23 protein-coding genes and 1 tRNA gene are annotated in these 25,691 nt (G+C 62.7%); 11 read left to right on the forward strand and 13 right to left on the reverse strand.

Features of this window, described 5'->3' with window-relative positions; translation table 11 throughout:
• Nucleotides 1-50 precede the first annotated feature (50 nt).
• Nucleotides 51-1,442 carry a PLP-dependent aminotransferase family protein gene (locus tag ACP7AD_RS01190; protein WP_426146835.1) on the reverse strand — a complete coding sequence of 464 codons (1,392 nt, stop codon included), beginning with the start codon at nt 1,440-1,442 and terminating at the stop codon, nt 51-53.
• A gap of 184 nt (nt 1,443-1,626) precedes the next feature.
• Here ACP7AD_RS01190 and gabT point away from each other — a divergent pair, with 184 nt between their 5' ends.
• The 8 genes from gabT (at nt 1,627) to ACP7AD_RS01230 (ending at nt 10,275) form a co-directional block, all read left to right on the forward strand.
• Nucleotides 1,627-2,919: a 4-aminobutyrate--2-oxoglutarate transaminase gene (gabT, locus tag ACP7AD_RS01195; RefSeq protein WP_426146833.1), complete on the forward strand. Its 1,293-nt coding sequence runs from the start codon at nt 1,627-1,629 to the stop codon at nt 2,917-2,919.
• A 123-nt stretch (nt 2,920-3,042) separates the two neighbouring features.
• Nucleotides 3,043-4,119, forward strand: coding sequence for an ABC transporter ATP-binding protein (locus ACP7AD_RS01200; RefSeq protein WP_426146832.1), 1,077 nt, complete (start codon nt 3,043-3,045; stop codon nt 4,117-4,119).
• A gap of 70 nt (nt 4,120-4,189) precedes the next feature.
• Nucleotides 4,190-5,221, forward strand: coding sequence for an ABC transporter substrate-binding protein (locus ACP7AD_RS01205; RefSeq protein ID WP_426146830.1), 1,032 nt, complete (start codon nt 4,190-4,192; stop codon nt 5,219-5,221).
• Between the two features lie 33 nt (nt 5,222-5,254).
• Nucleotides 5,255-6,526, forward strand: coding sequence for an ABC transporter permease (locus ACP7AD_RS01210; protein ID WP_426146828.1), 1,272 nt, complete (start codon nt 5,255-5,257; stop codon nt 6,524-6,526).
• Between the two features lie 7 nt (nt 6,527-6,533).
• On the forward strand, nt 6,534-7,352 hold the full coding sequence (locus tag ACP7AD_RS01215; protein WP_426146826.1) for an ABC transporter permease: 819 nt from the start codon (nt 6,534-6,536) through the stop codon (nt 7,350-7,352).
• Nucleotides 7,353-7,509: 157 nt separating this feature from the next.
• Nucleotides 7,510-8,454, forward strand: coding sequence for an agmatinase (speB, locus tag ACP7AD_RS01220; protein ID WP_426146825.1), 945 nt, complete (start codon nt 7,510-7,512; stop codon nt 8,452-8,454).
• 108 nt (nt 8,455-8,562) lie between these two features.
• Nucleotides 8,563-10,035, forward strand: a complete 1,473-nt coding sequence (locus tag ACP7AD_RS01225; RefSeq protein ID WP_426146823.1) for an NAD-dependent succinate-semialdehyde dehydrogenase — start codon at nt 8,563-8,565, stop codon at nt 10,033-10,035.
• A 166-nt stretch (nt 10,036-10,201) separates the two neighbouring features.
• Nucleotides 10,202-10,275: transfer RNA gene (locus ACP7AD_RS01230), tRNA-Gly, on the forward strand.
• A gap of 48 nt (nt 10,276-10,323) precedes the next feature.
• Here ACP7AD_RS01230 and ACP7AD_RS01235 read toward each other — a convergent pair.
• Complete coding sequence (locus ACP7AD_RS01235; protein ID WP_426146821.1) at nt 10,324-10,962, reverse strand: CoA transferase subunit B; 639 nt, start codon at nt 10,960-10,962, stop codon at nt 10,324-10,326.
• Between the two features lie 3 nt (nt 10,963-10,965).
• Complete coding sequence (locus ACP7AD_RS01240) at nt 10,966-11,784, reverse strand: CoA transferase subunit A (protein ID WP_426146820.1); 819 nt, start codon at nt 11,782-11,784, stop codon at nt 10,966-10,968.
• Nucleotides 11,785-11,893: 109 nt separating this feature from the next.
• Here ACP7AD_RS01240 and ACP7AD_RS01245 point away from each other — a divergent pair, with 109 nt between their 5' ends.
• A complete protein-coding gene (locus tag ACP7AD_RS01245; protein WP_426146818.1) occupies nt 11,894-12,451 on the forward strand; it encodes a LuxR C-terminal-related transcriptional regulator in 558 nt (185 codons plus the stop codon).
• A gap of 55 nt (nt 12,452-12,506) precedes the next feature.
• Here ACP7AD_RS01245 and ACP7AD_RS01250 read toward each other — a convergent pair whose 3' ends face one another.
• Nucleotides 12,507-12,866, reverse strand: coding sequence for an HPF/RaiA family ribosome-associated protein (locus tag ACP7AD_RS01250; RefSeq protein WP_426146817.1), 360 nt, complete (start codon nt 12,864-12,866; stop codon nt 12,507-12,509).
• Between the two features lie 291 nt (nt 12,867-13,157).
• On the reverse strand, nt 13,158-13,547 hold the full coding sequence (gene pcaC, locus ACP7AD_RS01255; protein ID WP_426146815.1) for a 4-carboxymuconolactone decarboxylase: 390 nt from the start codon (nt 13,545-13,547) through the stop codon (nt 13,158-13,160).
• A 214-nt stretch (nt 13,548-13,761) separates the two neighbouring features.
• Here pcaC and ACP7AD_RS01260 point away from each other — a divergent pair, with 214 nt between their 5' ends.
• Nucleotides 13,762-14,358 (forward strand): peroxidase-related enzyme, encoded by a 597-nt coding sequence (locus ACP7AD_RS01260; protein ID WP_426146813.1) that lies wholly within the window; start codon nt 13,762-13,764, stop codon nt 14,356-14,358.
• Between the two features lie 67 nt (nt 14,359-14,425).
• Here the strand turns inward: ACP7AD_RS01260 and ACP7AD_RS01265 are convergent, their stop codons facing one another.
• The 8 genes from ACP7AD_RS01265 to ACP7AD_RS01300 all read right to left on the reverse strand — a co-directional run bounded on the left by ACP7AD_RS01265 (nt 14,426) and on the right by ACP7AD_RS01300 (nt 23,410).
• Nucleotides 14,426-15,658 carry a beta-ketoacyl-[acyl-carrier-protein] synthase family protein gene (locus ACP7AD_RS01265; RefSeq protein WP_426146811.1) on the reverse strand — a complete coding sequence of 411 codons (1,233 nt, stop codon included), beginning with the start codon at nt 15,656-15,658 and terminating at the stop codon, nt 14,426-14,428.
• Complete coding sequence (locus ACP7AD_RS01270) at nt 15,655-15,972, reverse strand: acyl carrier protein (protein WP_426146810.1); 318 nt, start codon at nt 15,970-15,972, stop codon at nt 15,655-15,657. Before ACP7AD_RS01270 ends, ACP7AD_RS01265 begins: the two co-directional genes overlap by 4 nt.
• Nucleotides 15,973-15,986: 14 nt before the next feature.
• The gene (locus ACP7AD_RS01275) at nt 15,987-17,285 is read right to left on the reverse strand and encodes an NAD(P)/FAD-dependent oxidoreductase (RefSeq protein WP_426146808.1); all 1,299 of its coding nucleotides are present in this window, start codon (nt 17,283-17,285) and stop codon (nt 15,987-15,989) included.
• Nucleotides 17,282-18,040: a methyltransferase domain-containing protein gene (locus ACP7AD_RS01280; RefSeq protein ID WP_426146806.1), complete on the reverse strand. Its 759-nt coding sequence runs from the start codon at nt 18,038-18,040 to the stop codon at nt 17,282-17,284. The genes ACP7AD_RS01275 and ACP7AD_RS01280 overlap by 4 nt, the downstream gene beginning before the upstream one ends.
• The gene (locus ACP7AD_RS01285) at nt 18,037-19,101 is read right to left on the reverse strand and encodes a type III polyketide synthase (RefSeq protein ID WP_426146804.1); all 1,065 of its coding nucleotides are present in this window, start codon (nt 19,099-19,101) and stop codon (nt 18,037-18,039) included. Before ACP7AD_RS01285 ends, ACP7AD_RS01280 begins: the two co-directional genes overlap by 4 nt.
• A gap of 352 nt (nt 19,102-19,453) precedes the next feature.
• Nucleotides 19,454-20,950, reverse strand: coding sequence for a hypothetical protein (locus ACP7AD_RS01290; RefSeq protein WP_426146802.1), 1,497 nt, complete (start codon nt 20,948-20,950; stop codon nt 19,454-19,456).
• Nucleotides 20,951-22,059: 1,109 nt separating this feature from the next.
• Nucleotides 22,060-22,482, reverse strand: coding sequence for an acyl-CoA thioesterase (locus tag ACP7AD_RS01295; protein ID WP_426146800.1), 423 nt, complete (start codon nt 22,480-22,482; stop codon nt 22,060-22,062).
• Between the two features lie 25 nt (nt 22,483-22,507).
• Entirely contained in the window at nt 22,508-23,410 is a 903-nt protein-coding gene (locus ACP7AD_RS01300) for a DMT family transporter (RefSeq protein ID WP_426146845.1), read from the reverse strand.
• A 390-nt stretch (nt 23,411-23,800) separates the two neighbouring features.
• Between ACP7AD_RS01300 and ACP7AD_RS01305 the strand changes: the two genes are divergently transcribed.
• A complete protein-coding gene (locus tag ACP7AD_RS01305; RefSeq protein WP_426146799.1) occupies nt 23,801-25,486 on the forward strand; it encodes an electron transfer flavoprotein-ubiquinone oxidoreductase in 1,686 nt (561 codons plus the stop codon).
• Nucleotides 25,487-25,691: the final 205 nt, after the last annotated feature.

Below are 25,691 nucleotides of genomic sequence, written 5' to 3' on the forward strand. Positions count from 1 at the left end.
TAGCGTTCGATGGGTCTCAGGCAGCTGCGATTGCAGGCAAGCTACTGATTTTAGGCGGCTTTGAGGGTCACGAGGAAACGCAGCAAGGCATCGTCGTCGGACCAGGCCACGTTGAAGCGCAGCCACGGGCTGGGCTCCAGATCGACCGAAAACAGATGGCCCGGCCCGAGCAAAATATCTTGCTCGACCGCCTTGTAGGCCAGCTCGCCGGCGTTCTGGATGGCCGGGTGGCGCGCCCACAAAAACATGCCGGCCTTGGGTTCGCAGAACAGCTCGAAGCCAATTGCCAGCAACAGGCTGGCCAGGCGCCGCTGGCCCAGCGCCAGCCGGTCACGCAGCGTCTTGATGTGCTTGCGCCAGCGGCCGTCCACCAGCGCGCCGTAGGCCAAGCGCTCGGTGAACTCGGACGAGGTCAGGCCCGAGACCATCTTCAGCCGCGCCAGGTCTTCCAGCAGTTCGGGGGCGGCCGCGAGGTAGCCGGCGCGGATGTTGGGCGAAATGGTCTTGGAAAAGCTGCTGATGTAGATCACCCGCTTCAACTGGTCGAGGCTGGCCAGCGACGGGCGCGACTCGGGATCAAGATCGGCGTAAATGTCGTTTTCCACCACCATGAAGTCGTATTTTTCAGCCAGCTGCAGCACCCGGTGCAGATGCGACAGCACGGCGGTCGAGCCGGTCGGGCTTTGCAGGCGCGGCTGGGTGAAAAACACCCTGGGCCGGTGCTGGATGATGCGCGCCTCTAACGTCTCCAGGTCGTAGCCCGCCGGGGTGCGCGGCGCGCCCACCAGCCGGGCGCCCAGAAAGCGCAGCGAGAACAGCAAGTTGGCGTAACCCGGCTCATCGACCAGCACGGCGTCGCCCGGCCGCACCAGCTGGCGCGCAGCCAGGTCCAGGCCCTGGCTGGAACCCTGGGTCAGCAGCACCTGCTCGGCATTGACCACGATCTCGCGGCTGGCCAGCAGGTCGCGCACCACCTGGCGCAGCGGAGAATAGCCCTTGGGCTCGCCGTAGCCGCCCAAGTCCACATCCTCGGCGGCCAGGTTGCGCAGGCTGCGGCGCATGCCTTCGGTGAACAGCCAGTCGCCGGGCAGCCAGCCGCAGCCCGGCTTGCTGCGCAGCGCGCGGTTTTCAAAAATGCGCCGCAGGTACCACATCGAGTCAAAGCTGTACTGGCTTGATGCGCCCAAGGGCAGCGCGGCCGGGCTGACGCGGCTGCGCACGAAAAAGCCGGAATTGGCCTGCGACTGGAAATAGCCGAGCGCCACCAGCCGGTCGTAGGCATCGACCACGGTGTAAACGCTCACGCCGTGGGCATGGGCAAACTGGCGGATGGACGGCAGCTTGGCGCCGGGGCGCAATGCACCATCATCGACCATCTGGCGGAATCCCCCGACGATCTGGGTGACCAGCGCGACGGTTGACTGGGGATCAAGAACGAACATGGAAGGGGCTAGCCCCAACAAAGGGCAAAGGGTTTGTATGTACAGGTGGTGCTGGCAGCACAGTACACCGCGAAGCAGGGGTTATCTGTATATGTTAACGCCGGGCAGCCGTCACTAAAGTACAGGCATACGCTCGGCAGCCGATGGCGAGCCCGGATTTCAACCACCGAAAAGGATGTTTCCCATGCACCGTGAACCTCATTTGACCAACGCCGCCCTGTTTGCCCGCCGCGAGGCCGCTATTGCACGCGGCGTGGGCCACAGCCACCAGATCTTCATCGCCAAGGGCGAGAACGCGGAAATCTGGGACGTCGAAGGCCGGCGTTTCGTTGATTTTGCCGGCGGCATTGCAGTGCTGAACACCGGGCACCGCCACCCGGCCGTCATCCAGGCGGTGAAGGACCAGCTCGACAAGTACACGCACACCTGCTTTCAGGTGCTGGCCTACGAGCCGTATGTGGAACTGGCCGAGCGCATCAACGCCAAGGCGCCGGGCGACTTCACCAAAAAAACGCTGTTTTTGACCACCGGCTCCGAAGCGGTCGAAAACGCCATCAAGATCGCCCGCGCCTTCACCGGCCGCTCGGGCGTCATCTGCTTTTCCGGCGGCTACCACGGCCGCACCCTGCTGACGCTGGCCATGACCGGCAAGGTCGTTCCGTACAAGACCGGTTTCGGCCCTTTTCCGGCAGAAGTCTTTCACGCCACCTTCCCAAACGCGCTGCACGGCGTGACGGTCGATGACTCCATCGCGTCGGTCGAAGCGATTTTCAAGAACGACATCGAGGCCAAACGCGTGGCCGCCATCATCATCGAGCCGGTGCAGGGCGAAGGCGGCTTCACCGTGGCACCGCCCGAAATGCTGCAGCGCCTGCGCGCTTTGTGCGACCAGCACGGCATTTTGCTGATCTGCGACGAGGTGCAGACCGGTGCCGGACGCACCGGCACCTGGTTTGCGGTGGAGCAAAGCGGCGTGGCGCCCGACCTGATCACCATGGCCAAGTCGATGGCCGGCGGCTTCCCGATTTCCGCCGTGGTCGGCCGCGCTGAAGTCATGGATGCGGCAGCGCCCGGCGGCTTGGGCGGCACCTACGCCGGCAGCCCGATTGCCTGCGCCGCCGCACTGGCCGTGCTGGACGTGTTCGACAAGGAAAACCTGCTCCAGCGCAGCCGCGATGTTGGCGAGCGCCTGACCAAGGCCCTCAAGGCCATGGCCGAACGCCACGCCTGCATCGGCGACGTGCGCGGCATGGGCGCCATGGTGGCCGTTGAGCTGTTCAAGAATGGTGACGTGAAGCAGCCCGACGCCGACCTGGCCAAGCGCATCACGGCCGAGGCCACGGCACGCGGCCTGATCTTGCTGACCTGCGGCACCTACGGCAACGTCATCCGCATCCTGGTGCCGCTGACCGCCAGCGATGCGCTGCTCGACGAAGGCCTGGGCATCATGGCCGACTGCTTTGACGCCGTCGCCTGATCGGTCCATGATTGATGCTGCATACCGTTCGGCTGACGTCGCCAGTCGTTCTGGCTTGCAAGTTGCTCTCATGTTTTCGGCACGGCAACCGCCTTTAGTCCTCCAGAACCAGGCCTTACACGAATGACAAGCAACTCCACACTGGTAAGTTTCACCGGCGTCCAGAAAACCTACGACGGCATCAACCTCGTCGTGCGCGACCTGAACCTGGACATCCGCCAGGGCGAATTCCTGTCGCTGCTCGGCCCCTCGGGCTCGGGCAAGACCACCACCTTGATGATGCTGGCCGGGTTCGAGTCGCCCACGGCGGGCGACATCATGCTCAACGGCCGGCAGATCACCGGCACGCCGCCGCACAAGCGCAACTTTGGCATGGTGTTTCAGAACTACGCCTTGTTTCCGCACATGACGCTGGCCGAGAACATCGCCTATCCGCTGACGGTGCGCAAGCTGCCGAAGGCCGAGAGCGAAGCCAAGGTGCTGCAGGCGCTGGACATGGTGCAGCTGGGCCGCATGGGCAGCCGCTACCCCGGCCAGCTTTCGGGCGGCCAGCAACAGCGCGTGGCCCTGGCGCGCGCGCTGGTGTTTGATCCGCAGCTGGTGCTGATGGACGAGCCGCTGGGCGCGCTGGACAAGCAGCTGCGCGAGCACATGCAGATCGAACTCAAAGCATTGCATCGTCGGCTGGGCGTGACCTTTGTCTATGTGACCCACGACCAGACCGAAGCGCTGACCATGTCCGACCGGGTGGCGGTGTTCAACGACGGCGCGATCCAGCAGATCGACGTGGTGGGCAGCCTGTATGAAGCGCCTAGCAACCGCTTTGTGGCCGGCTTTGTCGGCGACAGCACAGTGCTGCAGGCCGAGGTGACGCGGCTCGACGGCGCGCACTGCGAGGTTCGCCTGCCCAGCGGCGTGGTGCTGCGCGGCCTGAACGTCAACGCCTGCGGCGTCGGCGACACGGTGCAGTGCGGCACCCGCCCTGAACGCCTGAAGATTGCCGAAGCCGCTGGCAGCAACACCTTCCAGAGCAAGGTGCTCGACGTGATCTATTTCGGCGACCACCTGCGCCTGCGCTGCGAGCTGCCCGGCCAGCCGGACGCGACCATCAAGATGCCGCTGGGCCATGAACAGCTGCCCGAGCCCGGCCAAAGCATCCATGTCCATGCGCCGGTCGAGCACCTGCGCATGTACCGCTGAGCTGCTTGCCTGCCTGATTCCCCTTCCCGATTTTTTTCACCCTGCCAACCTGTCACCAAAGGAATTCCCGATGAAACTCAAGCCCCTGATCATTGCCATTGCAGCCGGTGTCTGCCTGCCGGCCATGGCCCAAAGCCAGCTGACCGTGGTCAATTTTGGCGGCGCCAATGGTGCGGCGCAGAAAAAAGCCTATTTCGAAGCCTTCGAGAAATCGGGCGCCGGCAAGATTCAACAGGTCGAATACAACGGCGAGCAGGCCAAGATCAAGGCCATGGTCGAAACCAAGAAAATCACCTGGGACGTGGTTGAGGTCGAAAGTCCGGACGTGAACCGCGGCTGCGACGAAGGCCTGTTCGAGAAGATCGACTGGTCCAAGGTCGGCAGCAAGGCCGACTTCCAGCCTGCGGCGGTGCATGAATGCGGCGTCGGCACCTTCATCTGGTCCACCGTCATGGCCTACAACGCCGACAAGCTCAAAACCGCGCCCGGCACCTGGGCCGACTTCTGGGACACCCAGAAATTCCCCGGCAAGCGCGGCATGCGCAAGGGCGCGCGCTACAACCTGGAATTCGCCCTGATGGCCGACGGCGTGAAGACCGCCGACGTGTACAAGGTGCTGGCCACCAAGGACGGCGCCGACCGCGCCTTCAAGAAAATGACCGAACTCAAGCCCAGCATCCAGTTCTGGGAAGCCGGCGCGCAGCCGCCGCAGTTCCTGGTCGCCGGCGACGTGACCATGACCACCGCCTACAACGGCCGCATCGACGCCGCCCAGCGCGAAGGCAAAAACCTGGCCATCACCTGGACCGGCGGCATCTACGACCTGGACTACTGGGTCATGCCCAAGGGCGGCGCGAACAAGGACCTGGCGCTCAAATTCATCAGCATGGCTTCCAGCCCCGATGCACAGGCCGAATATGCCCGCAACATCTCCTACGGCCCGACCAACAACAAGGCCCTGGCCAAGCTCGATGCCAAGGTGCTGGCGCTGCTGCCGACGTCGCCCGCCAACAGCAAGGACGCGCTGCAGTTCAACATCGCGTTCTGGGCCGACCAGGGTGAAGCGCTTGAAAAGCGTTTTGCCGCGTGGTCCGCACAGTAAGCGCCGGGTAGCGGACAAAGAAGGACACATGCAATGAACGCAACGGCTTCCCTTCCCATGATGCCCATGGCAGCCGATGGCAACACCGGGCCGGCGCTGGCCGCCCAGCTGCGCCGGGTGGAGCGCCGCAAGCGGATGCGCGCCATTGCCATGACCCTTCCGCTGCTGATTTTCCTGGCGGTTACCTTCCTGGTGCCGCTGGGCGCCCTGCTCGTCAGGGCGGTTGAAAACCCGGAAGTCGCCGGCACCCTGAGCCGGACCGGCGATGCGCTGGCCGGCTGGGACCGCGAGGCGGCGCCGCCCGATGCCGCCTATGCCGCATTGCTGGCCGACCTGGCGGCCATTCCCGAAACCGCGCAGGCCGGCGTGCTGGCCCGGCGCCTGAACAGCGAAGTCAGCGGCGCCCGCTCGCTGATCATGGGCACCTACCGCGCCCTGCCGCTGGGCGAGAACCTGAGCCCGCTGCAGGCGAAAGAAAAACTGCTGGCCCACGACCCGCGCTGGGCCGAGCTGCCCTATTGGTGGGCGATTGCCAAGAACAGCTCGCGCTGGACACCCGACTACCTGCTGGCATCGGTCGATCTGAAACGCGATGCGCAAGGCCATGTGGTGCGCGTCGGCGCCGAGGAAGCCGCGTTCAGCGACATCCTGGTGCGCACCTTTTCCATCAGCGCGGTGGTCACGCTGATCTGCATTTTGCTGGGCTATCCGCTGGCCTACTGGCTGGCCACGCTGAACGAGCGCAAGGCCAACCTGATGATGATCCTGGTGCTGCTGCCGTTCTGGACCTCGGTGCTGGTGCGCATTGCCGCCTGGATCGTGCTGCTGCAGACCAACGGGCTGGTCAACCGCTTTTTGATGTTCACCGGCCTGACCGGCGAGCCGGTGCCGCTGCTGTTCAACCGGCTGGGCGTCATTATTGCCATGGTGCACATCCTGCTGCCCTTCATGATCCTGCCGCTCTACAGCGTGATGAAGTCGGTGCCTGGCAACTACATGCGCGCCGCCGTGTCGCTGGGCAGCACGCCGCTGGCCGCGTTTTTCCGGGTGTATGTGCCGCAGACCTACCCCGGCGTGGCCGCCGGCGGCTTGCTGGTGTTCATCACCTCGATCGGCTACTACGTCACGCCGGCCCTGCTGGGTGGCCCGGGCGACCAGATGCTGAGCTACTACGTGGCCCAGTACACCAATGTGGACGTGAACTGGGGCATGGCCTGCGCGCTGGGCTCGGTGCTGCTGGCCACCACCTTGATTTTGTATGCGGTGTACCGCCGCTTTGCCAAAGCCGAACTGAGCCTGGGCTGAACACACCATGAAAATCTCAACCTTCCCGGCCTATTACACCCTGCTCGACAAGCTTGGCTGGTATGGCCTGCGCGTGCTGTGCGGCGCAGTGCTGCTGTTCCTGCTGCTGCCGATCATCGTCATCATTCCGCTGTCGTTCAGCAACTCGTCCTTCCTGTCGTACCCGATTCCGGGCTGGTCGCTGCGCTGGTACGAAGAACTGTTTGCCTCCCAGGACTGGGCGCGGGCCACGCGCAACAGCTTCATCGTGGCTCCGCTGGCCACCTTACTGGCCACGGCGCTGGGCACGATGGCCGCCGTCGGCCTGGCGCGGGCGCAGTTTGCCGGCAAGGGCCTTCTGACCGCCCTGCTGATCTCGCCGATGGTCGTGCCCATTGTGGTGGTGGGCGTCAGCACCTACCTGTTCTTTGCACAGATCGGCCTGTCCGATTCCTACACCGGCCTGGTGCTGGTGCATGCGGCGCTGGGCGCGCCGTTTGTCGTCACCACCGTGATGGCGACGCTGCAGGGCTTCAACCAGAACCTGGTCAAAGCGAGCCTGAGCCTGGGCGCCGGGCCGCTGCAGACCTTCTTTCGCATCACGCTGCCGGTGATTGCACCCGGCGTGATCTCGGGCGCGCTGTTTGCCTTTGCCACGTCATTCGACGAGGTGGTGGTCACGCTGTTCCTGGCCGGCCCGACGCAAACGACGCTGCCGCGCCAGATGTTCACCGGCATCCGCGAGAACATCTCGCCAACGATTGCCGCCGTGGCGACCTTGCTGATCCTGTTCACCGCCTGCCTGATGATGACGCTCGAATGGCTGCGCGGACGCGTGAAGAAATGACGAAACAGGGCGGAATCCGCTCGGCGGTTTTTTGCTGCTGAATCAATAGCTGCTTGCGCTTACTGCGTAAGCGCAAGAGGCGTATTTGATGCTTAAAAGTTGTTCGCCGGTCAACCCAGGCACCCTGACCTTCACTTTTTTTTGAAAACGACCCTCCATGACCTTCAACCAACCCTTGAGCGGCAACGCCATGCCGCGCTTCGGCGGCTGGGCCAGCATGATGCGCCTGCCGATGCGCAACGAGGCGAACGGCCTGAACGCGGGCTTCATCGGCGTGCCGCTGGACATCGGCACCAGCCACCGGCCCGGCGCGCGCTTCGGGCCCCGGCAGATCCGCGCCGAATCGAGCCTGATCCGCCCCTACAACATGGCCACCGGCGCCGCGCCTTTCGATGCGCTGCAGGTGGCCGACCTGGGCGACGTGGCGATCAACACCTACAACCTGCAAAAGTCGGTCGAGATCATCGAGGCGCATTACCGGCCTGTCATCGACACCGGCTGCATTCCGCTGACGCTCGGTGGCGACCACACCATCGTGCTGCCCATCCTGCGGGCTCTGGCTCGCCGGCACGGGCCAGTGGCGCTGGTGCATGTCGATGCGCATGCCGATGTGAACGACGACATGTTCGGCGAGCCCATCGCCCACGGCACGCCGTTTCGCCGGGCGGTGGAAGAAGGCCTGCTGCAAGGGAATAAAGTCTGGCAGATCGGCCTGCGCGGCACCGGCTATGGCATGGATGATTTCGACTGGCCGCGCCAGCAGGGCTTCACCGTGGTGCCGGCGCACGATGTCTGGTACCAGTCGCTGGCGCCGCTGATGGCCCGGGTGCGCGAGTCCATCGGCCAGGCGCCCTGTTACCTGAGCTTTGACATCGACGGCATCGACCCGTCTTTTGCCGGCGGCACCGGGACGCCCGAGATCGGCGGGCTGAGCGTGCCGCAGGCGCTGGAGATCATTCGCGGCTGCCGTGGTTTGAACCTGGTCGGCGCCGACCTGGTCGAGGTGTCGCCGCCCTATGACACGTCCGGCAACACCGCTTTGCTGGGCGCCAACCTGCTGTATGAAATGCTGTGCGTGCTGCCCGGTGTTCACTACCGGTAACACCCTCCAGCCACGCAAACCAGCGCCGCGCTGTATCCTTGCGGGCTGATTTCGACTCCCGGCCGCTTCGCTTTTGCCGCATCGGCCAGCTCCTTAGAAAGAACATCCATGGACATGAAAACTTCCCCCCTTGCGCTGCTCAACGACCCCAGCCTGCTCAAGACCGATTCACTGGTCAACGGCCAGTGGCTGGCCGGCGCTTCGCGTTTTGAAGTCTACGACCCGTCCAATGGCCAGAAGCTGGCCGATGTGGCCAATCTCGGCACAGCGGACGCCGAAGCGGCGATTGCCGCCGCCAATGCCGCCTGGCCCGCCTGGCGCAACAAGACCGGCAAGGAGCGCCACGCTGTCCTGATGAAGTGGTATCAGTTGCTCATGGCCAACCAGGAAGACCTGGCCCGCATCATGACCGCCGAGCAGGGCAAGCCGTTTGCCGAAGCCAAAGGTGAAGTGGCCTACGGCGCCAGCTTTGTCGAATGGTTTGCCGAGGAAGCCAAGCGCGTCAACGGCGAAACCCTGCCGCAGTTTGACAACAGCCGCCGCCTGATGGTGCTCAAGCAGCCCATCGGCGTGTGCGTGGCCATCACGCCCTGGAACTTCCCGCTGGCCATGATCACCCGCAAGGTCGCGCCCGCGCTGGCCGCTGGCTGCACGGTCGTCATCAAGCCGGCCGAACTCACGCCGCTGACCGCGCTGGCGGCGGCAGAGTTGGCGGTACGCGCCGGCATTCCTTCGGGCGTGCTTAACATCCTAACGACCGACGACAGCGCGGCAGTCGGCAAGGTGTTCTGCGCCAGCGACGTGGTGCGCCACATCAGCTTCACCGGCTCGACTGAGGTCGGCCGCATCCTGATGGCCCAGAGCGCGCCGTCGATCAAGAAGCTGTCGCTCGAACTTGGCGGCAATGCGCCCTTCATCGTGTTCGACGATGCCGACATCGACTCGGCCGTCGAGGGCGCCATGGCCAGTAAATACCGCAATGCCGGCCAGACCTGCGTCTGCGCCAACCGCATCTATGTGCAGGAAGGCGTGTACGACCAATTCGTGCACAAGTTCGCCGAGAAGGTGAAACTGCTCAAAGTCGGCAACGGCTTTGAGGACGGCGTCGGCCAGGGCCCGCTGATCGAGGACGCAGCGATTGAAAAAGTGCAGCGCCATGTGCAGGATGCGCTGGCCAAGGGCGGCAAGCTGCTGGCCGGCGGCCACAAGCTCGAAGGCCAGTTCTTCGAGCCGACGGTGATTTCCGAGGCCACCAGCGACATGCTGTGCGCCAGGGAAGAAACCTTCGGCCCGTTCGCGCCGGTGTTCCGCTTCAAGCTGGAACAGGAAGCGATTGACGCGGCCAACAACACCGAATTCGGCCTGGCCAGCTATTTCTACAGCCGCGACATCGGCCGCATCTACCGCGTGGCCGAAGCGCTCGAATATGGCATGGTCGGCATCAACGCCGGCGTGATCGCCACCGAGCATGTGCCCTTCGGCGGCGTGAAACAGTCCGGCCTGGGCCGCGAAGGCTCCAGCCACGGCATGGAAGAGTATTTGGAGATGAAATACCTGTGCATGGGCGACATGCACAAGTAAAAAGGCAGGCCGCAGTTCAAGCGCTGCGTCCTGCACAGGCAACTTCAAACGTCATGGCGCTACTGATTTAATAGCTAATTGCGCAAGCGCATTATGCGCAAAAGCCCTATTTTCATAAAAAAGGCTTGCGAGGCGCTGGCGGCTTGCTCCTATAATCCGAGCTATCGCGGGTGTAGTTCAATGGCAGAACGGCAGCTTCCCAAGCTTCATACGAGGGTTCGATTCCCTTCACCCGCTCCAGACACAAAAAAGGCCCTCACGGGCCTTTTTTACTGGGTGCTGAAATGTTCAGATCAGCGTCACGCCGGTCTTGGCCTGCAGTGCTTCACGGGTCACGCCGGGCGCCAGTTCAATCACCTTCAGACCCAGCGGCGTCACGTCCATCACCGCCAGGTCGGTGATGATGCGGTCCACCACGCCCACGCCGGTCAGCGGCAGCGTGCATTGCGGCAGGATTTTCAGGTCCACGGTGCCGTCTTTCTTTTTGGCGACGTGTTCCATCAGCACGATCACGCGCTTGACGCCGGCGACCAGGTCCATTGCGCCGCCCATGCCCTTGACCATCTTGCCAGGAATCATCCAGTTGGCCAGGTCGCCCTGCTCGCTGACCTGCATCGCACCCAGGATGGAAAGGTTGATCTTGCCGCCGCGAATCATCGCAAAGCTGTCGTGGCTGCCGAAGATCGACGAACCCGGCAGCGTGGTCACGGTCTGCTTGCCGGCGTTGATCAGGTCGGCATCCACCGCATCTTCGGTCGGAAACGGGCCGATGCCGAGCATGCCGTTTTCCGACTGCAGCCAGACTTCCTTGTTGCTGGGAACAAAGTTGGCGACAAGCGTCGGAATGCCGATGCCGAGGTTGACGTAGAAACCGTCTTCGAGTTCCTGGGCAGCGCGGGCTGCCATTTGGTCTTGGGTCCACGGCATGCTTCAGGCTCCTTGTTGGCCGCTGGCGGCCTTGATGGTGGACGGGACGGGTTCGTCTGCGGTGATGACCGCGGCCTGGGCAATGGCCGCCTGGGCCTCGACCTTGGCGGCGGCGGCATCGACGGGTGCTTCGCTCACAGTGCGTTTTTCAATGCGCTTTTCAGGGTTCGGGTTGTGCACGATGCGGTGCACATAGATGCCCGGCAGATGCACCTGATCAGGTTCCATGGCGCCGGTTTCCACGATCTCTTCCACCTCGACGATGCAGATCTTCCCGGCCATGGCCACGGCCGGGTTGAAGTTTCGGGCGGTCAGGCGGAACTGCAGGTTGCCCGACTTGTCGGCCCGGTGCGCCTTGACCAGCGCCACGTCAGGCACCAGGGCGCGTTCCATGACATAGGTTTCGCCGTCGAACTCACGCAGTTCCTTGCCTTCGGCCACCAGGGTGCCAACACCGGTCTTGGTGAAGAAGGCCGGAATGCCGGCACCGCCGGCGCGCAGCTTTTCAGCCAGCGTGCCCTGCGGCGTGAATTCGAGTTCGAGTTCGCCGGCCAGGTACTGGCGTTCGAACTCCTTGTTTTCGCCCACGTAGGACGAGATCATTTTTTTGATCTGGCGTGTCTCCAGCAGCTTGCCCAGGCCGAAACCGTCGACGCCGGCGTTGTTGGAGATCACCGTCAGGTCCTTGACGCCGGAATCGCGCAGCGCATCGATCAGCGCCTCGGGAATTCCGCACAGACCAAAGCCGCCGACAGCGAACAGTTGTCCGTCCTTGACGACGCCCTTGAGGGCTTCTGCGGCAGAGGGAAATAGTTTCTTCACAAAAATGTCTCCTGGTTTCGTTCAGCCTTCAGGACGTGCTCGCACGCCTGTTCCGTCCATTACGATACTACCTATTACGCTACGTAGTTCCTCTTAAAGGTTTGCCCTGATGTCCACCGATTACCAACTGGCTTTCGATCTGGCACCGGTAGGGCTGGTATTGTCCTGCAACCGTTCGATTCTCGATTGCAACCAGCATGTCTGCGAAATGTTCGGCACCACGCGCGAGCAACTGGTGGGCCAGTCCTTCCTCATCCTTTACCCGAGCGCCGATGAATATGAGCGCATCGGCGCGCGCATGCTTCCCATCATGAATGCCACCGGCTTGTATTCGGACAACCGCATCATGAAGCGGGTCGATGGGCGAACAAAAGGCGAAACCTTCTGGTGCCACGTCACGGGTCGGGCGCTGAACCGCCATGCGCCGCACGAATCGGGCATCTGGACATTTGAAGACCTGAGCGCCAGCCGCCCGGTGACGGCCGAACTGACGGCTAGAGAGCGCGAGGTGGCGGCCCATCTGATGCGCGGCCTGACCTCCAAGGAGATCGGCCGCGCCTTGGTCATCAGCCACCGCACGGTGGAAATTTACCGCGCGCGCCTGATGCGAAAGTTCAAGGCATCGACCACGGCCGACCTGGTGCAAAGGTTGATGAGCGGGGATTGAACGCTGTTCCCTGGCAGGCAGTTGCCGCCGGCCAGGGAACAGCGGATTGAGGCGTTCAGGCGTTGTCGAGGTCGGGCTCGTGCCGGATCGATTCGCGGGCGCGGTGGTCGCGCAGCTTGCCCACGGTGTGTTCCAGCACGCGCTTGAGCTTGTCGCTGGCGCCCCGGAACGCTTCGTCCTGGTTGGCGCCATGGTGGTTGACCGCGACAGGCTCGCGGTTGGCCATCCGGGCTTCGATCATGCAGCGTGTGTGGTCGGGGCTGACCTTTTCGCCGTTTTCGTCGCTCATGTGCACTTCGATGCGGGTGATGTCGTCCTTGAAACGGCTGAAGGATGCATTCAGTTCGGCGCTGGCCCAGCGTTCAAACGATTCGCCCGTGTCAATGCTGTTGTTGGAGTTGATCTGAATTTGCATCTGCTTGTTTCCTTTTCTGGAGAAAGCGCAGCCTCTGGCCAGGTGGCCGTGCTGCGGGGTGACACCGCCAAAAAGGCGGAAGAGAAAAACCATTATGTTCCCGCAGGCCGAGGTGGCCTGTAGTCCACATTCTCCGCCGGGATGTTGGGCCAGGATGACGCCACGGGAAAGGGCTTTGCGCCGAAGCTGCTAGCCTTTCAATAGCTTGAAAAGCACATGGGCATTGCGCAGGAGCACTAAAACTCTTGAAACCCCAGCGTTGCGATACGACCGGGAAAGCTTGATCCGCCGTCAAGCTTTCTTCGGGGCTTCCACCACTTCGGCGGCCGTGCGAAAGGCTTCGACCGCCGTCGGCACACCGCAGTAGATGGCCGCGTGCAGCAGCACTTCCTGCAACTCGGCCGGTGTGGCGCCGTTGTTAAGCGCGCCGCGCAGATGGCCCTTGAGTTCGTTCTGCTTGCCCAGCGCCGTCAGCATGGCCACGGTGATCAGGCTGCGGGTCTTGAGGTCCAGGCCGGGCCGCTGCCAGACATCGCCCCAGGCCTTGGCGGTGATGTGCTCCTGAATAGGCCGGGTGAAGTCGGTCATGCTTGACAAGGCGCGGTCGACAAAGTCTTCGCCCATGACCTGCTTGCGGGTGGCCAGGCCTTTGTCGTAATCGCTGTTTTGGGGTGCGTTCATGCGGGAGGCTCCTTGCAAAAAAGCCTCCAGCATAGCGGCAGCGGCTACAGGCCGCGCTGGCGCTTGACGTTGGCTTGTGCTTGCCGACCAAGTCCCAAATCCTGGTGGGTTGAAAAGCTGCGATAGGATTCATCGTGCAAGCCTTGTTCAATCAAGTAAATCCAATTGAAACGACTTGAGCGCTCGTTATTTAAAACCAGAACTGGAGAACCGCATGCCTCGTTACCCCGCCCCCGACCTCAATCAACTGCCCGACGACATCAAGGCCAAGGTGCTGGAGGTGCAGGAAAAAGCCGGTTTCGTGCCCAACGTCTTTCTGGCGCTGGCGCGCCGGCCGGCCGAATGGCGGGCCTTTTTTGCCTACCACGATGCGCTGATGCTCAAGGAGGAAAGCGGCAACCCGAACGGCTCGCTGACCAAGGGCGAGCGCGAGATGATCGTGACCGCCACCAGCGCTGCCAACCATTGCCTGTACTGCGTGGTGGCGCACGGCGCGATTTTGCGGATTTATGAAAAAAAGCCCATGGTGGCCGACCAGGTGGCAGTCAATTACCGCAAGGCCGACATTTCACCGCGCCAGCGCGCGATGCTCGACTTTGCCATGAAGGTCTGCCTGCAGTCCGACCAGATCGAGGATGCCGACTTCGCTGCCTTGCAGGCCCACGGCTTTGACGACGAGGACGCCTGGGACATTGCGGCGATCACCGCGTTTTTCGGCCTGTCCAACCGCATGGCGAGCTTCAGCGGCATGCAGCCGAACCCAGAGTTCTACCTGATGGGCCGTTTACCGAAAGCGCCGAAGGCGGCTTGATTGCTACTGAATCAATAGCTGGCAGCGCATACCCGTATTGCGCAAACTGCCTGTTTGACTATATTTTTCAACCCACGGCCCGCAACGCCAGCACCGCATTCGTTCCGCCAAAGGCGAACGAGCTCGACAGCATGCTGCGCACCGCAACGCCCTCGCGGGCGGCGTTGGGCACATAGTCCAGATCGCACTGCGGATCGGCCTGCTGCAGGTGCATCGTCGGCAGCGCGACCGAATGCTGCATTGCCATCAGCGACAGCACGCATTCGAGCGCCGACGTGGCGCCGAGCAGATGGCCGTGCAGCGCCTTGGTCGCGCTGATCGGAATGCGGGCCGCGCGGCTGCCGAACACCGCCTTGATGGCGGCGGTTTCGATGCCGTCATTGGCCGGGGTGCCGGTGCCGTGCGCATTGATCGCATCGACCTCGTCCGCCGCCATGCCGGCCGATTGCAGGGCGGCGCGCATCGCCGCTGCCTGGCCCTCCACGCTGGGCCGGGTGATGTGACCGGCGTCGGTGAACAGGCCATAACCGGCCAGTTCGCCGTGAATCAATGCGCCGCGCGCCAGCGCATGGTCCCACGGCTCTAACACCAGCAGGGCCGCGCCCTCGCCTAGCACCATGCCGCTGCGGTTTTTGGAAAAAGGCTTGCACGATGCCGACGGGTCGTCCGGGTCGATGCTGGCCACGGTCCGCAGCGCCTCCCAGGCTTTCAGGGAACCGAAGCACAGCGGCGCTTCGGCGCCTCCGGCCAGCGCGAGGTCGATGTCGCCACGCGCCAGCCGAAGCCAGGCCTCGCCAATGGCCACGGCCGACGACGAGCAGGCAGTCGAATAGCTCAGGTTCGGCCCGCTCCAGTTGTGCTCGATGCCGATCCAGGCGGCCGGCGCATTGTGCATTCCCGTCAAGACCATGAAGGGCTTGATGCGGTCGGAATTTTCGCCATACAGCGTCTGGTAGCCGTCGTCGATGCTGCCGATGCCGCCCATGCCGGTGCCGACGAAAACGCCGGCGCGGTGACGCTCCGCCTCTGACAGCCCAAGCCGCGCATCGGCCAGCGCCTGACGGGCCGCCACCAGGGCGAACTGGCTGACGCGGTCCAGCATGCGCAGCTGGGGCGGGTCGAAATGCTTGGCGCCATTGAAGACCACCGTGGCGCCCAGCGGCGCGGCCAGCCGGTGGGCAAACGGAACATCGAGCCGGTGAACGGCGGATCGGCCAGCGCGCGCGGCGGCAAACGCCTCTGCCGCGCCGTGGCCCAGCGGCGACACCACGCCCATGCCGGTGACGGCAACCCGCCTCACGGCGCGGCGGAAGAAGTGGCTTGAGGCAAGGCGGCCGGCGGCGCGATGCCCGGCGCGTCATCAGCCAGGCCCCGCTGCCTGGCCACCAGTTCATCAATGAAGCGTGCCACGTCGCCAACGGTGAGCAGTTGCACCGGTTCGGGCGGCAGGCTGATGCCGAACGCGTCTTCGACATTGAACAGCAGGTCGGCAACGCCCAGCGAATCGATGCCCAGGGCTTCAAGCGGCGCGTCTGGCGTGAGCTGCCCGGCTTCGAGCTTGTAGTCCTTCATCAGGATGGCGCAGAGCCGGTCGAACGTCGTGGTGCTTGGCATGTCTTTCCTTTGCTTTATCCGGGGTCACGGTGGACGGGAGTCGCTGCGGTGGGCCTGGCGCAGGATGCGCCGGCGCCTGCCGCCAGCCAGCTGACCGTGGCCGGGCTGACCGCGCAGCGGACCTTGCCACCCCGGCGCGCCCCATGGGTCAGCAGCGCGGGCCAGCGTTCCAGCAGCCCCAGCCATGGCGCTGTCAGGGCGGGCCGCATGGCCAGGTGCGCAAAGCCTGTGGCCAGCCGAAGGCGCGGCGCGAAATGATGGCGCCATTCGGCTGCATAGCGCTGGCGAACGCCGGACTGCCAGGCGGTGTTGGCCAGGCCATCGCACGGCCCATCCGGACACAGCAGCTGCGCGCACAGCAGCCAGGCCGACTGCATGGCCATGCTCATGCCTTCGCCAATGATGGGATGCGCCTCGCCCGCCGCATTGCCGATGCGAAACAGCGTATCGCCCGCGCGCAGCCTGATGCCCGGATCAATCGGCCCGGTGGCCAGCCACGCGCCTTCGCGCCGCGCCGGACCCAGCGCCTGCGCAACGCCAAGGCATGCCTGGGTCAAAAAGGCCTCGACCGCCTCGCCCGCGCTCAAGCCCGGGAACTGGCGGCGGCAGGCTTCCAGCCGGTCCTCGCGGATGCAGCAGGCCAGCGTGGTGATGCCCTGGTCGGCCAGCACCATGCCGCCATAGCCGCCTTCGAACGACAGCACCGGCAGCAGGCCGGGCGCCAGGCGGGCATGGCGGAAATTGGCCTTGAAGGCGAACAGGTCGCCAGGCCGGCGCGCCAGGCGCCGCTCAGCCCGGCCTGTGGGCAGCGGTTCCCAGGAGCCGTGCGCGGCAATCAGCACCGGCGCGTGCAGGCGCTCCCGGTGGTCCGAACCGATGGCGCGGATTTCGCACCAAGGGTCGCCCGCACTGCCGTCGAGCGCCTGCACCGACCAGGGCTGCAGCACTACCGCGCCGCTGGCAAGGGCTTGCGCCAGCAGCAGCGCGTCGAACGTCTCGCGGCCAAGCGCCCTGCCCCACGCGCGATTCGGCTGGTCTGCCGCTGGCAGGTCGGCGATGAGCGTGCGCCGTCCCTGCATCAGCGCAACCTGGCGCAGTTCCGGCCCGGCGCTGGCGTCGAATTCAGCGCCGATGCCCAGGGCATCGAGCAGCGGCAGGTTGCTGGCCGCCAGGCATTCCCCGCAGACCTTGCGGCGCGGAAAACGCTGCTTTTCCACCAGCGCTACCGACCAGCCGGCCCGCGCCAGCAAAATGGCAGCGGTCGAGCCGGCAGGCCCGGCGCCGATGATGATGGCGTCGAAGCGAGTTCTCATGATGGCACTTCAGCCTCGCCCAGACCGCTTCGTTCGGCAAAAAAGCAGTGGCTGAACAGGCCCGCCGGCGATTCGCCGAGGGTCCAGAACGAGCGATGCCCCGGCCACAGCGCGCTGAGTTCCTGATCGCGAAAACCGGCATGAACACTCAGCACGGCGTCCTGGCGCGTCACCGCATTGGCGCCGATCGCGCCAACCAGATGGCTGCCCGCCAGGGCGAGCCGCGCACGGCGCGGCTCGCAGGCCAGAAAACGCCGTGCGCGCGATTCAATCGCCGTCAGCAGCGTGGCCAGCGCAGGGCCTTCGAAATGGTGCAAAAACAGATTGGCGACGATGACATCCCAGCGCGCGCTCGGCTCGCGCACTGCCGGCGAATGGCTCAAAGCCCAGTCGAACACGTCAATGACCTGGGTGCTGGCGATCCAGCCGAGACGGGCATAGCCATCAAGGGTAGAGCGGGTCACCAGGTCCTGCCGGTCCAGCAGCGTGATGTCAACCGCCGGCCGGCGCGCTCCCAGCGTGCGGGCGACGCCGAGCATCAGGCTGCCGTCGCCCGCACCGAGTTCGAGCAAGCGAAGTGGCGCGCCCGCCGGACGCGACGCCAGCAGGCGCCGGAGCGCCCGCGCCATGATGCCGCGCGTGCCCATGAGCCGGTGGATGCGCTGCAGGTCGCGGCGCGAGCGCAAGGCGGCCGGGTCGTCTTCAGCCAGTCCGTCGAGTGCTTCGGCGGCAACGATGCGGGGAAGGGTCATCATGCGCTTTGTACTTCCAGCAAGGCGCCATGACAGCTAAAGCCCGCGCCGAAGGACGACAGCCACCACCAGCCGCCGGGCGCCTTGTCCTGCAGCGCGGCCTGCAACACGAAATAGACGAAGGCGCTGGACAGATTGCCGTATTCGCGCAGCATGGCGGCGCTGTAGCGCAGGTCGGCGGGTGCAAGCTCCAGGCGGCGCTCCAGCGCCAGCAGCACATCGCGCCCGCCCGCATGCATGATCCAGGCGCTGATGTCCTGGCGGCCCAGGCCGGCCCGGTTCAGCACGGTGCCAAGTACCTGCTGCGCATGATCGGCTGCCAGCGCCGGCACCTCCCGCGTCAGGATGTTGCGCAGCATGCCGGCGCGCTGCTCGAATTTCAGCGCATCGCGCCGCGACGGCTCCAGCAGCGATGCGCTGTCCTTCCATTCGACCTGCCGGCCGGCCACGCCAGGCCTGCACGACACCACCGCAGCGCCGGCGCCGTCGCCGAACAGGCAGGCGCTGATCAGCACGCCGGGGTCGTTGTCGAGGAACATCGCGGCACTGCTGACCTCGACGCAGACCGACAGCACCCGTTCGCAGGCAGCCGAACTGAGCAGCGCATTGCCCAGCTGCAGATTGGGCAGCGCCGCCGCGCAGCCCTGGCCGACCAGATCGAAGGCCTGGACATCGCGCCGCAAGCCGAGTCGTTCGGCCACATGACCCGACAGGCCAGGGCACAGATACCCCGTGCAAGTGCTGACCACCACCGCATCGATGTCCTGTGCAAGGCAGCCGGCGCTGGCCAGGGCACGCACCGCTGCCTCGGTGGCCAGCGCCGGCGCATGGTCCAAGAACCGTTTGGATAAGGTATCGGGGTCGATACAGAACACATCGGCCAGTGAATCGACGGCCAGCCAGCGCGCTTCGATGCCGTTGTCGCGCTGCAGCACGGTGCGCGCCACCCAATGCGCCCGGGCATCGAGCCGTTCAAACCAGGCGGAATGCTGGAACGCATCCAGGCACTCGGCCTTCGTGTAGCGCGATGCAGGCGTGGACGTTCCGATTCCGAGAAAAAACATGGGTCAGCGTGCCTTGTTGCGAGACAGGCAAGCAGGATACGACCTTTCAGAAATTCTTCGGGCAGCCATTGGGTGCCTCAGGCGGTAGGACAGTGCCGCCAGGCGCATCAGCGACTGCGCTGGCAATCTGGTCCACGCCGGGCGGCAGGATCAAATGAAGGCATGCCTCAATCCATTGCGCAACGCCTTGGCCTATGGCTGCCAGAACAAGCGCACTCCAATAGAAGTGGCCACCGCCCGGCTTGACTGGAAATGGGCATTCCAGACGTGATTCGGGGCTTCAGGCAATTGCTGCCTGAAGCCCCGAATCACGTCGATCAGATGCGTCTATTGCTGCAGGGGCCTTCGAGCCTTAGCAAGCATACCGGGACCAGAAATAGGTACTGATGGTCGGGTTGTAGCCCGGATTGGCGAAGTTGGCCTTGTACTTGTAGCCGTTTGAATAAGTCACCACGCTTCCGGCGGCATATTGCTTGCCTTGTGTCCAAGTCGAGCTGCCGCATGTCGGTGCGGGTGCCGGAGTGGGCTTCGGGGCTGGCGCCGGTGCAGGGGTTGGCGCCGGAGCGGACGACATCGCGCAAATGTAGTTGGACCAGAAGTAAGTGCTGACCGTCGGGTTGTAGCCGGGATTGGCGACCTTGGCGATGTACTGGCTGCCATTTGAATAGGTCACGATGCTGCCGGCGGCATATTGCTTTCCCTGAACCCAGGCCGAGCTGCTGCACGCGGGAGCTGGCGTTGCCGGGGTTGTTACTGTCGGTGTCGTTACGGCCGGGATCGCTACTGTCGGAGTCGGCGTTGGTGTTGGCGCAACAGAACCACCAGCTGTCTTGAAGATGTTCAGGAACTGGTAGTTGGACTGCGCGACGCCACTGAACGAGGCCAGATCATTCGAGGCGTTCGAGGATTGCGCCTGGTCGCGCTGAAATGACCAATAGGACAGCAGGCCGATTCCATTGGCCTTGACGAAGTCGGCAATCGTTTTCGCATCCACCAGCGAGAAAGTCGAACCGTCATCGTTTTTTCCGATCATCGGCGTCATTCCCATCATGGCGTGCAATTGCGCCTGGGTCTTGTTCGGATAAAGGGTCGCCATCTGACTGACCGTGGCACGGAAGGTCATGATGGACGCCTGCGCCACCGTCGAAGGCACGACCATGGTCCTGAGGTTTTCAAGGCCAAAGCTCATGGTCATCACATTGACCATGCTGATCCGCACGCCCGCGCCAATGGTCGTCTTCAAGAGATTCATCGAATTGGCATCGACACCGCGCAGCCAGCCAGGCAAGGTGAAGGAAGTGTAGAGATCAGGGTACTTGGCCTGAAGGCGGAGCAAGACACGGGTCCTGCGGGCGGTGCCCTCGACATCGAGCAACTGATGGCCCTCGACATCCCAGTCAATCCGGCGGGTTCCCGAATCGACGATCAGCTTGTCCAGCAGGTTGAAAAGCTGGTTGTCATCCTTGCAGGCAATCTCTGCATACACGCCGTTTTGTCCACCGAACGAAATGATGAGCTGCCCACCCGCGCCGACATAAGTGCGCGCATCCGGGAGCTTGTTCAGTAAATCCTGGCCAAGAGCGCAACTTCCCTTGGTGATGGCAAAGGCAAGCGTCGCGCTGTCCAGCCCTGCGACGCGTTTCGCCTCGGTCAGGGTGCCGCCGCTCCATGCATGGAAGTAGGGAGCGATTTCAAGCGCACTGGCTGACTGACCCAGGCTCAGCAAGACTGCGGCAGTTACAGCGCCGGCGACCTTTGAGAAGTTACGTTTTTGCATAAAAATCCATTCAAATGTAAAAGTCGTCGGAATTCCACCGAACAAAAAACCAACTGAGCCGTTTGTTTTCACTTTTTGAAGTGATTTCGATCTACCAAATACGACCCGGACCAACTAGCAATCCACTAGGCTGAAGTGCCAGGTTTTTGAAAACCCTGACTTAAGCCCAAAGCTTGGCTGGATCGTAATAGGTACCCAAGCGACTTTGATTTACATATTTTTGAATGAATTATTCATTTAACCCTACACAAAATGTAGGCTAAATCTTACAAATTTATCAACTTTTAAAGATGTTTTTTGCAATTTTGCGCTTGTCATGCTTCGTTTCGAACTCGGAAGATTGATCTTTAAAAGAACGAATTGAGAGTGAAATTCAGCTCGCCCAGGCGCAGATAAAGTTGTTATGCGCCTAGGAGAATCAAGCAAAGTAGACGCTTTAAGAGCGCTTCTCTAACTCGTTAATAAAAATGCTAAATAACGTTAATTTGTAACTCAGTAACAAATTTTCTTGTCTGCATATAAAGCAAAATATAAATTTAATAAAACAAGTTATTTATTGTTTCAATTAGTAAAATAAACTTATAAAGAAAAACTGATTTTTTACATAAAAGTTTTTAGTTACTAATAAGTCGTATATCTTCTTTAAAAAAATCAATTTTTAAGAAAACAACACCTATTCGTGACAATTTGTATTGTCTTTGCTGCCGCTTGTAGGACAAAACGTCATCGCTTAGGCAAAAGCCGATCAGCCAAGCCTGCTTTTTGAATCAAAAGGTGCGGAAAGTTAGGTTTACGATCTGGCTTATGCCGTAGTGTGAGAGTGCTGACCCGTCAGAAAAAGCCAGTCACCAGCTTGTTGAAGTCCCTGGGGGAAAATCATGCGGGAGGATGTTCTGGCGATATCGAGGGGTAAAGCCCATGTCGCTGATGACGTCAGTGCCTCGCAATGCAAGACCGGGCGTTGATCGACAGGAATGCGGGCAGGCTGGCGCTGAATGGCCAGACGCGCGGCAAGCGGCATGCCATCAGCGAATGAGGCAATGCCGGGTCCGTATTCAAAATGACTTGCCGCATGCCGGGGCAAGCAGCGCAGCGCCAGGCCCACTACAGGCCTTAAGCTATTTTTTTGATAGCTGCAAGTGCCCGTCCAGACTGCGACGAGTGCACTTTTTATGCCTAAACTAGCCCTCGACTCGCTGGCGCATCCAGTCCGGCAGGGTCTTTGCCTTTTGCGCGGGAAAATCCACCCAGATGGTGGTCGCGCCACCGGCTGCACAGATGACGCCGGGTTGTTCCGCGCGTTCCATGGTGGCCCAGCTTTCAAAGGTTGTTCGCCCCGGATCGCTGACGTACATCTTGATCAGCACATCGCCCGGGTATTCGAGTTGCTTGTAGAAGTTGCAAAACGCATTGACGATCACCGGGCCTTCACCTTGCGGATCAGGCTGGCAGCCAATGGCATACATCCAGTCAATGCGGATGGTTTCAATGTAGCGGAAGTAGGTGCCATTGTTCAGGTGCCCCATGGCGTCCATGTCGCCCCAGCGGATGGCAATACGCATTTCATGAACCAGTTTTTTCTTCTCGGGAATTTCAATTTTCATGACTCAGTCTGTGTTGTGAAGCGGCTCAGCGATGCGCCCTGATGGAAGCGAGGATGCCGACGGTGAACAGTGCGCAGGCACCAAACTGCCCCGGCGTTGGCCAGTGCCCATCCCAGGCAAAAGAATACAGCAAGGCAAACAGCGTTTCGCTCACGATGAGCTGGCCGCACAGGCTGGCGCTGAGCTGCTGGCTGGCGACATTCCACAAAATCGTCGCCAGCCAGGTCGAGCCAAAACCAGCAACCACGCACAGCAACACAAAGTGCATCGAGTCGCCGCGCGCAGCCACTGCCTGCATGCCGGAACCGGCGGCGAGCCACATCAGCAGTGCCCCCAGGCCAGTGGCCACGCCCAGCCAGTTGGCCCACTCGGTGGCATTCACTTCAGGATGACGCTTGAGCCAGGCGGAATTCAACAGCGCAAATGCGGTCCAGCTCAGCAGCGACACCAGTGCGTAGCCCATCCCGCGCCAGAAATGCAGGCCCTCGCCATTGGACACACCCGGGGTGGACGCCATCATGAGCAGCAGCCCGGCCCCTGTCAGCGCCAGGCCCGGCAGCAATGCGAACCAGCGCAGGCCGTGCGGCTTGCCCAGCAGCATGAGCCACAGCGGAATCGTACCGATAAGGAGCGAAGGCATTTCGGTGCCGGCATCGCGAATCGCCAGCACCAGAAGAAGGTAGTAGCCGCTGAAGCCCAGCACGCTCATGCCGAGCGCGGCCACCATCTGGCGCATCGTGGGCCAGCGCCGCCGGCCCAGACCAAGCAGCATGCCGAGCACCGCCACCAGGCCATAAACCGCAAAGCGACCGGAAGTCAGGTCCACCGAGGAATAGCCCCCTGCTCCCATTGAAAGCATGCGCGGCGCCACAAAAACCAGGCCCCAGAGCGCACCGGCTGCCAGGCCGGCAAGAATTCCGGTCAGCAATTGAATGCAGCCCTGGTTCTGGCTGGTTGCGTTTCCCAATCATCTTGGGGCAAGCGCGATGTCGCAAGCACTGACGCACCATGGCAAGGCGCAGCAGCCACTGATCGGTTGATCTGAAAATGCAATGAAATCGCGGGTACCTCAGGCGGCAAGATCGCTGTCCGCCGCCATAAAACCGCAGCTCGCTAAAAGGCTTTTATCGAACAGGCTCGTCACTGACGCGACACGGCCTGATAAATTCGTACGCATACTAAATGCCATCGGCAGACACCTCAAAATTCGGGGATTCGACAAGCGGGCAACCCATTTGCAGCGCAATTCACGACATAAAATCGCCGGAAACCACACGGCCTACAACTTTTACTCAATCATTATCAGCGAGTGCCCCCGATGCAAGCCCAAGAAATCCTGACCCAGTTCGGCCCTAGAGAATCGATGGACTACGACGTGGTCGTGGTCGGCGGCGGCCCGGGCGGGCTGTCGGCAGCCATTCGCCTCAAGCAGCTCGCCGCCGAGCACGGCACCGAGCTGTCGGTGGTCGTGCTCGAAAAAGGCTCCGAGCCCGGCGCGCACATCCTGTCGGGCGCGGTCATGGACCCGAAAGCCTTGACCGAGCTGATCCCCGACTGGAAGGCGCTGGGCGCGCCCTTGACGCAGCCGGTCACGGCCGACGAGGTGCTGTTCCTGAGCGAGACCGGCGCGACCAAAACGCCGGCGTTCTTCGTGCCCGACTGCTTTCACAACGACGGCAACTTCGTCATCAGCCTGGGCAACGTCACGCGCTGGCTGGCGACTCAAGCCGAAAGCCTGGGCGTGGAAATCTTTCCCGGCTTTGCCGCCGCCGAAGTGCTGTACAACGACGACGGCTCTGTCCGGGGCGTGGCTACGGGCAACCTGGGCGTGGGCAAGGACGGCGAGCCCACGGACAACTTTCAGCTGGGCATGGAGCTGCTGGGCAAGTACACGGTGTTCGCCGAAGGCGCGCGCGGCCACCTGGGCCGCCAGCTGATCAGCCGCTTCAAGTTAGATGAAGGCCGCGACCCGCAGGCCTACGCGCTGGGCGTGAAGGAGCTGTGGGAGATCGACCCGGCCAAGCACCAACCGGGCCTGGTCGTGCATACCGCCGGCTGGCCGATGACGAGCGACACCTACGGCGGCGGCTTTCTCTACCACCTGGACAACAACCAGGTCACGCTGGGCTTTGTCACCGGGCTGGACTACAGCAATCCCTACCTCAGCCCTTTCGAGGAAATGCAGCGCTGGAAGACGCACCCGGCGATCCGCAAATACCTGGAGGGCGGCAAGCGCATCGGCTACGGCGCGCGGGCACTGACCGCCGGCGGCGCCTTGAGCCTGCCAAAAACCGTGTTTCCCGGCGGCGCGCTGATCGGCTGCGAGGCGGGTTATCTGAACGCGGCGCGCATCAAGGGCAGCCACGCGGCGATCAAGACCGGCATGCTCGCGGCCGACGCGGCGTATGAAGCCGTCACGGCCGGGCGCCAGCACGATGAACTGGGCAGCTACCCCGAGGCGTACGCAGCGAGCTGGCTGGCGCAGGAGCTGAACCAGTCGCGCAACTTCAAGTCGTGGTTCAAGAAGGGCCTGTACGTGGGCGCGTTGATGACGGGCGTGGAGCACTGGCTGCTGCCGCGCATCGGCGTGAAGAGCCCGCCGTGGACGATCCACCGTCACAAGCCCGACTACGCGATGCTCAGGCCGGCATCGGAGTGCCAGCCCATCGTCTATCCCAAGCCGGACAACAAGCTGACTTTTGACCGCCTGACCTCGGTGTTCATCAGCAACACCAACCATGAAGAACACCAGCCCGCGCATCTGACCCTGAAGGACGCCAGCGTGCCGGTCAGCATCAACCTGGCCCGATTCGCCGGCCCCGAGAGCCGCTACTGCCCGGCCGGCGTCTATGAATACGTGAAAAACGCCGATAACACAGACCGCCTGCAGATCAACGCGCAGAACTGCGTGCACTGCAAGACGTGCGACATCAAGGACCCGACGCAAAACATCGTCTGGGTCACGCCCGAGGGCGGCGGCGGGCCGAACTACAGCGGCATGTAACGCTGGACTGGACGGGAGTTTGGACGTTCAGAGCCGTCCCGGCATCCAGTCGCCGTTTCCCGTATCCCGGATTTTTCGGAGGTTTTCTTTGTAAAAACTCTACAATAAAACTGCACAAATGCAGCTTTATGTTTCCCCAAACCGTTGGTTTGTAACCTGAAAATAGTTCGTGGGCCATTCGGACTATTGCAGATTAAAGCCTCGG

Source organism: Polaromonas sp. DSP2-3-2b2 (assembly GCF_049895905.1).
Classification (GTDB): Bacteria; Pseudomonadota; Gammaproteobacteria; order Burkholderiales; family Burkholderiaceae_C; genus Polaromonas.